General features: G+C 56.3%; 12 protein-coding genes. 7 read left to right on the forward strand and 5 right to left on the reverse strand.

The features are described 5' to 3' along the window. Positions 1–81: 81 nt before the first annotated feature. From HMPREF2651_RS07135 to HMPREF2651_RS07155, 5 genes are all read left to right on the forward strand, one after another. Positions 82–648, forward strand: a complete 567-nt coding sequence (locus tag HMPREF2651_RS07135) for a TetR/AcrR family transcriptional regulator (RefSeq protein WP_038625405.1) — start codon at positions 82–84, stop codon at positions 646–648. Between the two features lie 142 nt (positions 649–790). Beyond that, positions 791–1,540, forward strand: a complete 750-nt coding sequence (locus HMPREF2651_RS07140; protein WP_049181092.1) for a glutamine amidotransferase-related protein — start codon at positions 791–793, stop codon at positions 1,538–1,540. Between the two features lie 47 nt (positions 1,541–1,587). Then, positions 1,588–2,334, forward strand: coding sequence for a glutamine amidotransferase (locus tag HMPREF2651_RS07145; RefSeq protein ID WP_080972836.1), 747 nt, complete (start codon positions 1,588–1,590; stop codon positions 2,332–2,334). A gap of 45 nt (positions 2,335–2,379) precedes the next feature. Next, a complete protein-coding gene (locus tag HMPREF2651_RS07150) occupies positions 2,380–4,656 on the forward strand; it encodes a sensor histidine kinase (RefSeq protein WP_049181025.1) in 2,277 nt (758 codons plus the stop codon). Further along, positions 4,649–5,407, forward strand: a complete 759-nt coding sequence (locus HMPREF2651_RS07155; RefSeq protein ID WP_224786551.1) for a response regulator transcription factor — start codon at positions 4,649–4,651, stop codon at positions 5,405–5,407. Before HMPREF2651_RS07150 ends, HMPREF2651_RS07155 begins: the two co-directional genes overlap by 8 nt. On the opposite strand, the gene HMPREF2651_RS07160 is transcribed toward HMPREF2651_RS07155, so the two are convergent. Further along, a complete protein-coding gene (locus HMPREF2651_RS07160) occupies positions 5,404–7,035 on the reverse strand; it encodes an ABC-F family ATP-binding cassette domain-containing protein (protein ID WP_070586015.1) in 1,632 nt (543 codons plus the stop codon). The genes HMPREF2651_RS07155 and HMPREF2651_RS07160 overlap by 4 nt on opposite strands. A 20-nt stretch (positions 7,036–7,055) precedes the next feature. Between HMPREF2651_RS07160 and HMPREF2651_RS07165 the strand changes: the two genes are divergently transcribed. Both HMPREF2651_RS07165 and HMPREF2651_RS07170 read left to right on the forward strand, forming a co-directional pair. Further along, positions 7,056–8,264, forward strand: a complete 1,209-nt coding sequence (locus HMPREF2651_RS07165) for a lycopene cyclase family protein (protein WP_049181023.1) — start codon at positions 7,056–7,058, stop codon at positions 8,262–8,264. A 98-nt stretch (positions 8,265–8,362) separates the two neighbouring features. After that, positions 8,363–9,826, forward strand: a complete 1,464-nt coding sequence (locus HMPREF2651_RS07170) for an amino acid permease (RefSeq protein WP_049181022.1) — start codon at positions 8,363–8,365, stop codon at positions 9,824–9,826. A 406-nt stretch (positions 9,827–10,232) separates the two neighbouring features. On the opposite strand, the gene HMPREF2651_RS07175 is transcribed toward HMPREF2651_RS07170, so the two are convergent. Genes HMPREF2651_RS07175 through sufC form a run of 4 tightly spaced genes read right to left on the reverse strand, consistent with a single transcriptional unit; the run spans position 10,233 to position 13,233 of the window. Continuing rightward, entirely contained in the window at positions 10,233–10,697 is a 465-nt protein-coding gene (locus tag HMPREF2651_RS07175) for a metal-sulfur cluster assembly factor (protein ID WP_038625394.1), read from the reverse strand. Continuing rightward, on the reverse strand, positions 10,690–11,205 hold the full coding sequence (sufU, locus tag HMPREF2651_RS07180) for a Fe-S cluster assembly sulfur transfer protein SufU (RefSeq protein ID WP_038625391.1): 516 nt from the start codon (positions 11,203–11,205) through the stop codon (positions 10,690–10,692). The genes HMPREF2651_RS07175 and sufU overlap by 8 nt, the downstream gene beginning before the upstream one ends. A 20-nt stretch (positions 11,206–11,225) precedes the next feature. Next, positions 11,226–12,479: a cysteine desulfurase gene (locus HMPREF2651_RS07185; RefSeq protein ID WP_049181021.1), complete on the reverse strand. Its 1,254-nt coding sequence runs from the start codon at positions 12,477–12,479 to the stop codon at positions 11,226–11,228. Beyond that, entirely contained in the window at positions 12,472–13,233 is a 762-nt protein-coding gene (gene sufC / locus HMPREF2651_RS07190; protein WP_038625387.1) for a Fe-S cluster assembly ATPase SufC, read from the reverse strand. The genes HMPREF2651_RS07185 and sufC overlap by 8 nt, the downstream gene beginning before the upstream one ends. Between the last annotated feature and the right edge of the window lie 19 nt (positions 13,234–13,252).

The following is a 13,252-nucleotide window of genomic DNA, read 5'->3' on the forward strand; positions in this document are numbered from 1 at the left end:
GGGAAGTATAGGAATGGCGTTGCCACGTCATGCAGTGAAATATGCCCCCCTGGGTGTCGCCGGCAAGAAAAGAGTTTCCTTATGCCAAAAGTGAGTAACCAGGATTTAGCTCAGCGGCGGCACGAAATTCTCGACGGCGCGCGGCAGTGCTTTGCAGAATTCGGCTACGACGGCGCAACGGTTTCTCGTTTAGAGGCCACTACCGGTAAGTCTCGCGGTGCTATTTTCCATCACTTCGGATCCAAAGAAGGTCTGTTCTTAGCATTGGCCGAAGAAGATGCCGCAAATATGGCGGAAGTCGCGGAGTCTTCCGGATTAGTGGAAGTAATGCGTGATATCGTGGCGAACCCAGACAAGCATGGCTGGCTGGGAACTCGCCTTGAGATTGCCCGTCGCCTTCGCAGCGACCCGGAGTTTAAGGGCCAATGGTTGGGCCATCAGGATCAATTGGATGACGCTGTTGCCCACCGATTGACCCAGACATCTTCATCCGGCTCTCTACGGTCGGATTATTCGGTTCGCACGATGCAGCTTTTTCTCGAGCTGATGCTCGATGGCATCATCGTTCGTCTGGCATCTGGTCGCACTGTCGACGAATTGGATTCCGTGCTTGATTTAGTTGAAGACAGCTTACGGCGCAAGGACTAGCCACTCAGGCTAGGCCTGAAAGTGTTCCGTACCACCCGCTCCCCTAAAACGGGAGCGGGTTTCGGCTTTCTATCGTGGATTTATCGCGTTTGACCGGTGAAGATGCATAGATTTGACTCAATATGGACTAAGCTGTCTATTTATGAGTGTGGGTAAGTTTTTGTTGGTGGCGCTCCGCCCAGCAGATGGTGCGGGGCAAGCCGAGTACCAGGACTTTCTGGATTCCACCGGGCTTGAGCCCAGCCAGTTGGATCTGTTTACCATCGACGCTGTCGGCGCTAAGTTGCCCGACCTGACCTCCTATGACGGAGTATTCGTCGGTGGCAGCCCATTTAACGTCACCGACCTAGAGCATTCGGGTCTGCAGAAGTATTCGCACGATGTGCTTTACGACGTACTTAGGAGTCCTGTCCCCGCACTGCTTATCTGCTACGGCGCTAGCTACACGGCCTTTACTTCGGGTGGTTTGGTTAACCTGCGTCACGGCGAAGTAGCGGGTTCTACCCGGGTAGAGCTCACCGAAGCTGCTACTCGGGATCCAATAGCTTCGGTGTTACCTCCGGCTTTTTATGCGTTAACTGGCCACAAGGAATCCGTTGCGGAACTTCCCAATCACGCAACTTTGCTTGCCACAGGCCCAACCTGTCCGGTGCAGATGTACTCGATTGGGTCGAATAACTGGGTTACCCAATTTCATCCAGAGATGAATGCTAACGGACTGCTCCGCAGAATGTCTTTCTACACTGACGTCGGTTACTTTGACCCGGAGGAAGTCGACGCGATTCGGCTAAAGGTATCTGATGTAAACCTCCAGGCCGTTGCGTCAATCATCCCCCGATTTATGCACGTATGTACGCATGCTGCCAATCCGAGCATGCTAATGGTGCAGTAATCTCTGTCCCTTCCAGCTCCCTTTTTTACGAAATTCTTTTCCCACAGATGTTTACCTCCGCCAAGCCCTTCCTCTTGCTTTCCACACGTGGCGAAGATGCCGCAGCTCACGCAGAACATCTCTCATTTGCCAGGAGATGTGGGTTGGCGCCGGCGAAGTTGCATCAAATTCGCCTGGAACAATCGCGTCCGGCCAATCTAAATCTTGATAACTACTCAGGAGTAATCGTTGGCGGAGGTCCCTTTAACGCCTCCGACGACGATAAGAGCTATCTACAAAAGGAGGTCGAGACCTGGTTTGAGGATTTGCTGGCAGAAGTACTCGAGCGAGATTTCCCCTTCTTCGGAGCTTGTTATGGTGTCGGCCTGCTCGGTACTGCTGGTCATGGACGGGTCTCCCGCAAGCACGGGGAGCAGGCAGCTGTAATCGAAGTAGCTGCAACGCCGGATGGAGAAACAGACCCAATTCTTGAAGGTTTGCCAGCCCGTTTTCACGCCATCGTAGGCCACAAGGAGGCCATCGAAGAGCTTCCTGGCGACGCTACATTGCTGGCAACTGGAAAGGACTGTCCAGTGCAGATGTTCCGGTTGGGCCACAATGCATATGCGACGCAGTTCCACCCGGAATTAGATGCCAACACGTTTGCCCAGCGTCTCCTGATTTACGCCAATCAGGGATACTATTTACCAGGAACAGATCTTGAAGCGGTATCGGCCGCGCGGCAGTTGGATGTTGCACGAAGTGGACGAATTCTTCAGAATTTCGTCCGGCTTCATACCGCTTGTAGAGCCTGATTAGTTTTATCTAGTGGCAATAAGCAAAAGGAATGTGATTGTCGCATGGAGAGGTGGAATCCCGATTCGGCACTTGCCGGACAGTCACCATCAATTGAAATGTCTGTGCTGCGATCCGGTGCGATTATTATTGCCGTCACCGGATTTTTGTGGCAGATTGAATCGGCTATTCGTTCTGTCCCCTTAGAAAACTTTCTGAGCCACTGGTTCCCTTTTGCATCACTACTCATATTCATTCTCAGCGATATGTTGCTGATTTGGGCAGTGATCAACAATACGCGGCGAGGCCTTATTGCCGCACTGCGTGTACCGATGTACATCATGTTGGTTTTCCTGATGTTAGTTTCAACCTATTGGGATCTGCCTCATAACTCCATTGGAAATGCACTCTGGTATAGCCCATTTTCAGGTTTGGCCCTCGCTGCATTTGCGCTGACAGTGCCACTCCACATCAGTTTGTCCGTGATGGTATTTGTTCCCGGACTTATTGCCGTCATTAATTCATGGTTGCTGGGGCACACTTTTTGGCTCGACATGTTGTCGGATGTCGGATTCAATCTCATCAACACTTTTCCATTTGTGATTATCGCGGGCTCTGCACAACCCGTCGCAAGGCTTATTGACTACACCTACGAGAATTCTCGGAAGGTCAATGAGAGAGCAGAGCGTATGCGTGTCCGCGGAGAGGCAATGAGTAGCTTCAACGCCTATGTTCATGACTATGTATTGGCCGCACTGTCTGCAATTGGTAAGGGCTCTAAGATTGACTTCTCGCTAGACGAGCAGACTGGGCTGTTTTTCTCGCCTCGGCAAACAGTAAGCGGTCGAACTTTTGCGGAGGCTGTACGGGCGCAATTGCTGTCGGTGAGCTCTGACATTTCGGTAACGCTAGATACCAGCGAAGAAGGCGGTCCAGTTCGTCTCCCAGGAGAAGTTGCTAACACGTTCCTATTAGCTGCAACTGAGGTGGCAAATAATGCCAAGCGTCATGCAGGTACCACGGCGGAAAAGAAGTGCCACATTCGTGTTGCCTCTGGAGAGGTCTCCATTGATTTCCGTGATGATGGCAGCGGGTTCGACCCCGAAGGAATTGACTCGCATCGTGCAGGTATTCGATTAAGCGTTAAAGGTCGAATGGAGGCCCTTCGTGGCGGAGATGCCGACGTTAAATCAAAACCTGGGAAGGGTACTCAGGTTATTCTCAAATGGCACGGTAATACCTCTCCTGTGGAAGAGGAAGATGTAGTCGATTCCTCGGCTCATACGACATCGCTGTATGACCTCATGGGAATGTCGATTGTTTTTTCCTGGCAGTTCTACGGCGCGATTGTCGGCGTGTTGTTCATGGTCCTAGTCAGTAATGGGCAATTATTTACGACGGCAGGACAAATCAGCCTGGCGTTAGCGATCGGTCTTCTCGGGCTGATTATGTATGGTCGCCATTCGCAATTGCCGTTGAATCGCGCATTTGTAATTGGTGTCGCAATTGTTGTATTAGCTGGGGTTGGGCTTTACCAGCCCATTCCAAACAATTTGGAATGGTCGTATTTCTGGCACTTTAGCTTAATTTCTTTTGCGTCTGCATTGCTCGCCATCCGCGGCCGACCCTGGGTTGCACTGAATTCAGTGCTCGGTGGCGCAATCCTGGTGGAGATACTCAAGTTCTTCCCCTTTTCCCCCTCGGATTCCACCCACATCAGTATCTCTGGAGTCGACCTGCTAGTTCGCTCCGTGATGCTGGTCGCTGGAATTTTGACGTCCATCATGGTCCGCTTCTTTATGCGTACCGTTCCGCAGTCTATTCAGGATTATAATCGTGCGCTGTACGCTGCCGGTGCTGCCAAAGAGTACGAAATCAGCAGCCAGAGCAACTACGAATGGCTGCAGCGTCGGGTCGGTCCCATATTTAGCGCCGCTGCAGTTTTGGATAAACCGACCCCGCGATTGCAGTTGCGTGCGCGTCTCACAGAGCAGCTCCTCCGAGACGTTCTACGTTCGCCGCATCTAAATGTCGGGTCACTTCACCAAGCTGTTTGGGACGCGCGGGCCAGAGGCGTTCATGTCCGGCTCCTCGATGACCGCAATCACACGCAGGCCGTTTCCGGTAGCACCGATGTGCGCCGTATTCCGCTTGTCGACGATGATTCCGCGGTGGCTAAGTTGATGCCGAGCTTCCTTGAAGCTATCGATAACGCCGAAGAAGGATCGGTAACAATTCGTCTATTGCCCCCGGGCAGACGTGCATTTGCATCCATTTCTGATGACAATGGAGTGCAAAGGTTTGATGAAGCCGGTGAGAGGATAGTGATGTCACGTGACTAGGGAGAACATTGCGGGAATGAGCAATGCTTCCATCGACGTCTCGGCTGCAATTGACTCCGACAACATCGGAGATTACAGCGTGCAGTCGGATCGTTTGCTTCGCGTTGCTGCGATTGATGATCATGCCTTGACGCTGCAGGGGCTCGAAACCCTGCTGTCTGCAGAGCCAGACTTTGAGCTCGTCGGCTGTTATCAAACTGTGCCGGCACTACTGGCTGATGTGGGCACCGATGATCGCCTGGATGTGGTCGTGCTGGATCTGCGGCTGGCGGATAATTCAGATCCAGCGCAGAACGTGCTCTCGCTGGAATTGGTCACCGACCACGTGCTCATTCTCTCGTCAGCTGAAAGCCCATACCTTGTCCGAAAGGCAGTGCGTACCGGAGTGATGGGGGTTGTTCAGAAATCGGAAACCCCGGAGACAGTCGTGTCTGCGGTCCGGCTGGCGGCGCTTGGCAAGGGCGCGCTGACTACGGAATGGGCATCGGTAGTGGACTCTGATCCCCTGCTCGATTCTGTCGATTTGTCAGAACGCCAGCGTGAGGTACTGGAGCTCTACGCCTCCGGCGAGTCGACGAAGCGAGTCGCGTCGATGACAGGGCTGACACCGAATACCGTGTTGGACTACTTGGGCCGCATTCGAGCCAAGTATGCGGCAGCTGGCCGGGCCGAGAACAGCCTTAACAAGTCGGAGATGTATAGGCTCGCCCAGCAGGACGGTTACCTGCCTGGGCCAATGGATCCGTCTTAAGCCAGCTCGACGATTTCCATGTAGTCGTCACTCCAGAGGTCTTCCGTGCCGTCGGGAAGCACGATGACGTGCTCGGGCTCTAACGCCTTGACCGCACCTGGATCGTGGGTAACCAGTACGACGGCCCCGGTGTATGTACGCAGTGCGTCGAGCACCTGTTCGCGGGACTGAGGGTCGAGGTTGTTAGTGGGCTCGTCGAGAAGCAGGACGTTTGCGCGGGAGCTAACCAGTGTCGCCAGCGCTAGACGTGTCTTCTCACCACCGGAGAGGGTACCCGCTGGCTGCTGCAGCTTATCGCCGGAGAACATAAAGGCACCGAGCAGGCTCCGCAGTTCCGGCTCGTTGACGTCAGGGCAGGCGTAGACGGTGTTTTCCCAGACAGTCTTGTCCGGGTCAATCGTGTCATGTTCCTGGGCGAAGTAGCCGATGCGCAGGCCGTGGCCGGAGACAATGCCGCCTTCGCCATCGGTGCGCTCCACACCGGCGAGTAGCTTCAGTAGCGTCGTCTTACCAGCACCGTTGAAACCGAGGACAACCACGCGGGAACCCTTGTCAATCGCAAGATCCACACCGGCGAAGACTTCCAACGAGCCATACATCTTGGTCAGTCCCGTGGCGTTGAGTGGAGTCTTGCCACAGGGCGCCGGCTCTGGGAAGGAAATGTGGGCGACCTTGTCCTCGACGCGGACCTCGTCGAGACTATCCATCATACGCTCAGCACGAGCCACCATCTGCTTGGCCGCACGGGCTTTCGTCGCCTTCGCACCTAGCTTCTCGGCCTGCTTGCGCAGTGCGCTGGCCTTCTTCTCCGCGTTAGCGAACTCGCGGCGACGTCGAGCCTCATCGGTCGCGCGTGCCGACAGGTAGTTCTTCCAGCCCATGTTGTACACATCAGCTTCGGCGCGCACCGCGTCGAGGAACCAGACTTTGTTACACACGGCCTCGAGCAGCTCGACATCGTGCGAGATCATAATCAAGCCGCCCTCATGCCTGCTGAGGAATTCGCGGAGCCAGGTAATCGAATCCGCATCGAGGTGGTTCGTCGGCTCGTCGAGAAGCAGTGTCGTGGCGGATTTGCCTGAGCCTTCGGTAGCGGCGAAGAGAATCTGAGCAAGTTCGACACGGCGGCGCTGACCACCCGAGAGCGTCTTCAGAGGCTGGTCGAGTACACGCTCCGGCAACCCCAGCGCGTCACAAATGCGGGCGGCCTCAGCGTTCGCCTCGTAGCCGCCGAGATCGTGGTAGCGCTCCTCGAGACGCGAAAACTTCCGAATCGCCGCATCGCGCTTCGTGTCAGTGGTCGCGGTCTCCATGATCTCCTGCTGGCGATCCATGCTCCGGCGGATTTGGTCAAGGCCTCGCGCCGACAGCACACGGTCGCGGGCCGAGATGTCGATGTTGCCTTCGCGTGAGTCCTGTGGCAGGTAACCAATCGAGCCAGAGCGCACCACGGAGCCACCGTAGGGCTCAGTTTCGCCGGAGAGGATACGCATAGTCGTCGTTTTACCAGCACCATTTCGACCGACGAGTCCAATCCGGTCTCCCGGCTGGACGCGCAGCTGCTCACCCGGCGCAGTGAGCAGGGTACGGGCGCCGACTCGGACTTCAAGGTCATGGGTCACAATCACGAACGAGTAGCCTACCAGTTATGACTTCATTTCCCGTGACCGCCTCCGTCGTCGGCCTCGGGCCCGCCGGAAGAATCGCCGCCCACCGCGCATCCGCTCGCGGCTGGCATGTCACCGCGTACGACCCCGCCGGTGGCACACTGCCCTCGACGATTGGTCTCTGGTGCGACCAACTCCCCGACTGGTTGCCCAGCGATTTCCTCGCCGCCACTTTTCAACCCAGCGTCATTCTTGTCGACGGCACCGAACGTCAGCTCACCCGCACTTACGGCGTTGTTAACAACGACTGCCTGCAAAAACTTGGCGGTTTCCGCATCGAACGCCGCGTGCTCACCGATTCCGAATCCACGGGTGCTGACATCACGATTGTCACCACCGGGGGCGCACACGCCGCAGTCGGGCGAGATGGGCAGGTACGGCAGCTCGCCATCGGTCATATCTTTTCGCTTGACGACGTCCCTAGCGCCCACCGCTGCGCAGTCCTCATGGACTTCACTCCAGCAGACCTGAATGCCCCAGAGACAGAGCCGGCTAGTTTCTCCTATCGCATTTTCTTGGATGACAGGACCTTCCTCATTGAAGAGACCATCCTCGCTACTCCGACTCCTATGGTGGCCGGGCATCTCGACGAAACCGGTGCGGCAGTCGGCACCGGCGGTAGTGCCGATGACTCCGTACTTCTAGAGCTGTTGCGTAGACGCCAAAATGCACGGTTGAAGTCCCTGGAGCTCTCGGAAGATCTGGCCATTGACGAAGAAGTGGTGTCCTTTCCCCTACTGGCAAACTTTCCCTCTCGCCGCGGTGACTTGACGTACAACGGACCATCCATGGGCACCCTCTTCGGTTTTGCAGGCGGTTGGATGCATCCTGCCACTGGTTACTCGGTGGGTTCGGTTATCGAAGATGTCGACCGTTTCTTGGCCGATATGGAAAAGAAGGGAAGCCGGTCGCTGGGGACGTCGTTAAGCATGCGATTGCAGCGATGGCTACGCGAACGTGGACTCGCGGCGTTGCTGGGGTTCGATGCACGACAGACGGGTGCGTTTTTTCGGGCGTTCTTTTCGTTGCCGGAGAAGGACGTGTTTGCCTATTTGATAGGGACATCCCCACTGACGACGCTTCGCGCTATGGCGAAAGTAGCAGTGCCTTTGCTGAAAAAGAGTCCGCGAACGTGCGGAAACCTCATCGCAGGGTTTATGCGGGGACCTGGGAGATGGAGAAATCGTTGACGGAGAGCATATACATCAGCCGATTTGTGGGGTGATACCAACAATTATAGCGGTGTGGTTTTTGCATTCACCGGAGTGGAAACGCTTATGATAAGTGAATGACTTCGACGCAATCTGAGGAGAATTCCTCACGCAACCATAAGCTTCAGCGCAGGCTGAGAGCTCGCCACCTGAACATGATTGCCATTGGCGGTGCCATTGGCACGGGCCTGTTTGTTGCCTCCGGTGCGACCATTTCGCAGGCCGGTCCAGGCGGTGCGCTCATCGCTTACGCCCTTATCGGCATCATGGTGTGGCTGGTTATGCAGTCTCTCGGCGAGATGGCCGCCTACCTGCCAGTGCCCGGTTCCTTCCAGGAGTACGGTCGCCGATACGTCTCAGAATCCTTCGGCTTTGCCATGGGCTGGAACTACTGGTTTAACTGGGCGATTACTGTGGCCGCAGAGCTCGTCGCTGCTGCACTGGTGATGCGCTATTGGTTCCCGGATGTGCCTTCAATCATCTGGTCCGCGCTCTTCCTCGCGATTCTATTCGGGCTGAATGCCCTGTCCGCACGTGCATTCGGCGAGGGTGAGTTCTGGTTTGCGACCATTAAGGTCATTACCGTCATCGTCTTCCTCGTTCTTGGCGTCGGCATGATTTTCGGCATCTTGGGTGGGTCCTCCCCCGGCTTTGAAAACTGGACCACGGGCGATGCCCCATTCGTCAACGGCGGAATGGGACTGCTGGCCGTTTTCGTCGTAGCCGGCTATTCTTTCCAGGGCACCGAGATGGTTGGTGTAGCAGCAGGTGAGGCTGAGGATCCTGAGCGCACAATTCCCCGCGCGATTCGCACTATCTTCTGGCGTATTCTGCTGTTCTACATCGGTGCCATCGCTGTTATTGGTTTCCTTATTGCGTACACTGACCCGAATCTTCTGAACGCGGCTGAGGACAACATTTCCATTTCACCGTTCACTCTGGTCTTTGAACGCGCAGGTATCGCGATTGCCGCTGGCCTGATGAACGCCGTCATTCTGACTTCGGTGTTGTCTGCGGGTAACTCCGGTATGTATGTATCCACTCGTATGCTGTTTTCCCTGGCTCGCCATGGACAGGCTCCGCGTTACTTCGGCAAGCTTTCCGGGCACGGCGTTCCGCTGCGCGCTCTGATCGCCACCGCTGTCATCGGTATGGCTGGCTTCATTACTTCATTGGTAGGCGATGGTGCGGCGTACACCTTCTTGCTGACGCTCTCTGCGCTCGCGGGTTTTATCACCTGGTTTGGTATCTCTTTCAGCCACTACCGCTTCCGCAAGTGTCTGAAGACCCAGAATATCCCGTTGGATTCGCTTCCCTACAAGGCGAACTTTTTCCCCGCAGGTGCTGTGCTGGCACTGATTATGTGCTTCTTTGTGGTGGCCGGACAGGCACTTGACCCGATTCGCACTGGCGAGAATATCTTCGCTATCCTCACTCCGTACCTGGGTATTCCGGTCTTCGTCCTGCTGTGGTTCATCCATAAGAAGGCAACGGGCTCTAAGCTCGTTGACCCGGCCACCGCAGACATGAGTCGCGAATAGCTGCGAATGGCTGTGAATAGCTGTGAATAGCTAATGCATCTCGCATCGAACTCTCACGACTCGGATTAGCAGTCGAAGACAATAGCGACCCCGCTTGGCACTCTTTTAGCGCCAGGTGGGGTCGCTTTTTAACTCTAAATCGGACAACCCTAAAAAATTATGGGCCGCACGTGAGAATACGGGCTGCAAATGTGAAACTGTGCGAGTTTATGACGCTTTCAGATCATTTTTCGGGCCATTTTTGACATAAATGCAGTCAGTAACTCTCATCGCCCTACCGATGCCAGCCATAAACGTAGTCAGTAACTCAAAAACAAACGAAAAAGTGCCTAGCTGAACGAGCCAGGAGCTCGTCGCCAAGCACTTTTTACGTAGCGGTGCACTCATCACCGCTGTCACTGATCGTCTAGACCGAGAAGCCGAGAGCGCGCATCTGCTCGCGGCCTTCCTCGGTAATCATGTGCGGGCCCCATGCCGGGGACCAGACCCAGTTGAGGCGGAAGTCGCGGATACCCTCGACCTTCATGACCTCAGAGGCAGTCTGGTCGGTGAGCATATCGGTCAGCGGGCAGGCTGGGGACGTGAGAGTCATGAAGATAGCGGCAATGTCGCCTTCTTCTATCCAGATGTCATAAACCAGGCCCAGGTCCACGACGTTGACTCCGAGTTCTGGGTCAACAACCTCGTACATAGCCTCTTCAACCTGGATGGCGAGCTTGTTATCGGCTTCGGTCTGCTCCGGTGCTGGCGGGACGGTGATGGACTCGTACGCATCCCCCTCATCGATTGGAGCGCCAGTGGTCATGGTGTCCTCGTCGACAGCGTCAGGCTGTGCGGGCGAGGTGGCGTCAATAGCGTTTGGTTCAGTCATGGTGGTGGCCTTCCTCGTCAGCGGTAACAGTTACAGTCGCGGTGCCAACGCCGTTGCCTTCAGCGGCGTTGGCCAGAGCCTCAGCGGTTGCGGCCTGGAAAGCTTTCCAACCGAGAAGTGCGCACTTCACACGGGCAGGGTACTTAGAGACACCAGCGAAGGCAATGCCATCGCCGATAATGTCCTCGTCGCCTTCAATCTTGCCACGGGACGTGACCATCTTCTCGAACTCGGTGAGTTTGGCCATGGCCTCGTCGACAGTCTTGCCGACAATCTCCTCAGCCATAACTGAGGTGGAGGCCTGTGAGATAGAACAGCCCACGGCGTCATAGGAGACGTCATTGACGACGGTGAGGTCGTCGTTCAGGGTGACGCGAAGCGTGAGTTCATCGCCACACGACGGGTTGACATGGTGCACTTCCGCGTTGAAAGGCTCCCGCAAACCTGCGTGCTGCGGATGCTTGTAGTGATCCAGGATGACTTCCTGGTACATCTGCTCGAGCTTCATGTCCCTCTCCTTTCTTAAAGTTACGGGGTGACACCGAAGAACTTCTGGGCGTGGCGCACTGCGTCGGCAAGCGCCTGAACGTCCTCTTCCGTGTTGTAGATGTAGAAGGATGCCCGGGCGGTCGACTGAGCGTTGAGAATCTGGTGAATCGGCCACGCGCAGTGGTGTCCGACTCGGATGCACACACCCTGGTCGTCGAGAACCTGGCCAAGATCGTGCGGGTGAATGCCCTCGACCTTAAAGGACACGGCAGAGCCACGCTGCTCTGGGGTAGTCGGACCGATGATGGTCACGCCGTCAATTTCCTGCAGCTTTTCCAGCGCGAGCGCGGTCAGGCGGTGCTCATGAGCCGCCACCTTATCCATACCGATGGCATCCAAGTACTTCACCGCAGCACCAAGGCCGACGACCTGAGAAGTCATCATGGTTCCCGCCTCAAAGCGCTGCGGAGGCGCTGCGAAGGTGGTCTTCTCCATGGTGACGACCTCAATCATCGAGCCACCAGTGAGGAACGGTGGCAGAGCCTCCAGCAGTTCCCGGCGAGCGTAGAGCGCACCGACCCCGTTGGGGCCGAGCATCTTATGGCCGGAGAACGCTAGGAAATCCACATCGAGATTCTTGACATCGACAGGCATATGCGGCACCGACTGGCAAGCATCGAGGACTACCAGAGCACCGACCTCACGAGCACGGCGCACCATTTCCTCCACATCGGTGACTGCACCGGTGACGTTTGACTGATGGGTAAAGGCCACAACCTTGGTCTTGTCGCTGAGCTTCAGCGAGTCCATGTCAATGCGGCCGTCCTCAGTCACGCCGTACCAACGCAGTGTCGCGCCAGTGCGACGAGCCAGCTCCTGCCACGGCACCAAATTCGCGTGATGCTCCAGCTCAGTGACGACAATCTCGTCACCCTCGCCGACCTGGTACTGACCTGCGCGGTCGTCGCCAAGCACAAATGCCACTGTGTTCAACGCTTCGGTGGCGTTCTTGGTGAAGACCAGCTCGTCGTAGTCGGCGCCGATGAAGCCTGCGATGGCTTCGCGGGCATCTTCGTAGGCGTCCGTGGCCTCCTCAGCAATCTCGTAGGCACCGCGGTGCACCGGGGCGTTGTGGTGGGTTAGAAACTCCACCTCAGCATCGATGACCTGTTTCGGGCGCTGCGAGGTCGCTCCGGAGTCCAGGTAGACCAGCCGCTTTCCGTCACGGACAGTGCGCGACAGAATCGGAAAGTCCTCGCGTAGTGATGGGCTGAGTAGTTCGGCGTTAGGCATTGATGAACTTCTCGTAGCCGTGCTCTTCCAGCTCGTCTGCAAGCTCCGGGCCGCCGGAGGTGATGAAGTGACCATCGTGGAAGACGTGGACGTAGTCCGGCTTCACGTAGTTCAGGATGCGCTGGTAGTGAGTAATGATCAGGATGCCGCCGTCGTTTTCGTTCTGGTAGCGGTTAATGCCGTCGGAGACGACGCGCAGAGCGTCGACGTCAAGGCCGGAGTCAGTCTCATCCAGGATGGCGAACTTCGGCTTCAGCAGGTCGAGCTGCAGAATCTCGTGACGCTTCTTCTCGCCACCGGAGAAACCCTCGTTTACGGAGCGCTCGGAGAACGACGAATCGATCTCCAGGTCAGCCATTGCCTCACGGACCTCCTTGACCCAGTGGCGCAGCTTCGGAGCTTCGCCACGGACAGCGGTTGCTGCAGAGCGCAGGAAGTTGGACATGGACACGCCGGTGACCTCAACCGGGTACTGCATCGCCAGGAAGAGGCCAGCCCGAGCGCGCTCATCGACGCTCATCTCCAGCACGTTCTCGCCGTCGAGCAGAATCTCGCCTTCGGTGACTTCGTAACGGGGGTGACCTGCGATGGTGTAGCTCAGGGTGGACTTACCGGAGCCGTTCGGCCCCATCACAGCGTGGGTCTCGCCAGAGTTGATCGTCAGATTGACGCCCTTCAAAATCTCCTTAGGCTCAGCGGACTCGTCGGTCGGCAGCACCTGCGCGTGGAGGTTACGGATTTCCAAAGTGCTCATAGTGAAATCTTTTCCTTTA

Origin of the sequence: Corynebacterium sp. HMSC063A05 (assembly GCF_001809695.1) — a bacterium.
GTDB classification, from domain to species: Bacteria; Actinomycetota; Actinomycetes; order Mycobacteriales; family Mycobacteriaceae; genus Corynebacterium; species Corynebacterium amycolatum.

Bases quoted from the DNA above. Each gene is read 5' to 3' on its own strand.
- HMPREF2651_RS07140 (WP_049181092.1), top strand. From the start codon at position 791: ATGAGTGTGGGTAAGTTTTTGTTGGTGGCGCTCCGCCCAGCAGATGGT.
- sufU (WP_038625391.1), bottom strand. From the start codon at position 11,205: ATGAAGCTCGAGCAGATGTACCAGGAAGTCATCCTGGATCACTACAAG.
- sufC (WP_038625387.1), bottom strand. From the start codon at position 13,233: ATGAGCACTTTGGAAATCCGTAACCTCCACGCGCAGGTGCTGCCGACC.
- HMPREF2651_RS07185 (WP_049181021.1), bottom strand. From the start codon at position 12,479: ATGCCTAACGCCGAACTACTCAGCCCATCACTACGCGAGGACTTTCCG.
- HMPREF2651_RS07175 (WP_038625394.1), bottom strand. From the start codon at position 10,697: ATGACTGAACCAAACGCTATTGACGCCACCTCGCCCGCACAGCCTGAC.
- HMPREF2651_RS07170 (WP_049181022.1), top strand. From the start codon at position 8,363: ATGACTTCGACGCAATCTGAGGAGAATTCCTCACGCAACCATAAGCTT.
- HMPREF2651_RS07145 (WP_080972836.1), top strand. From the start codon at position 1,588: ATGTTTACCTCCGCCAAGCCCTTCCTCTTGCTTTCCACACGTGGCGAA.
- HMPREF2651_RS07165 (WP_049181023.1), top strand. From the start codon at position 7,056: ATGACTTCATTTCCCGTGACCGCCTCCGTCGTCGGCCTCGGGCCCGCC.
- HMPREF2651_RS07135 (WP_038625405.1), top strand. From the start codon at position 82: ATGCCAAAAGTGAGTAACCAGGATTTAGCTCAGCGGCGGCACGAAATT.
- HMPREF2651_RS07150 (WP_049181025.1), top strand. From the start codon at position 2,380: ATGGAGAGGTGGAATCCCGATTCGGCACTTGCCGGACAGTCACCATCA.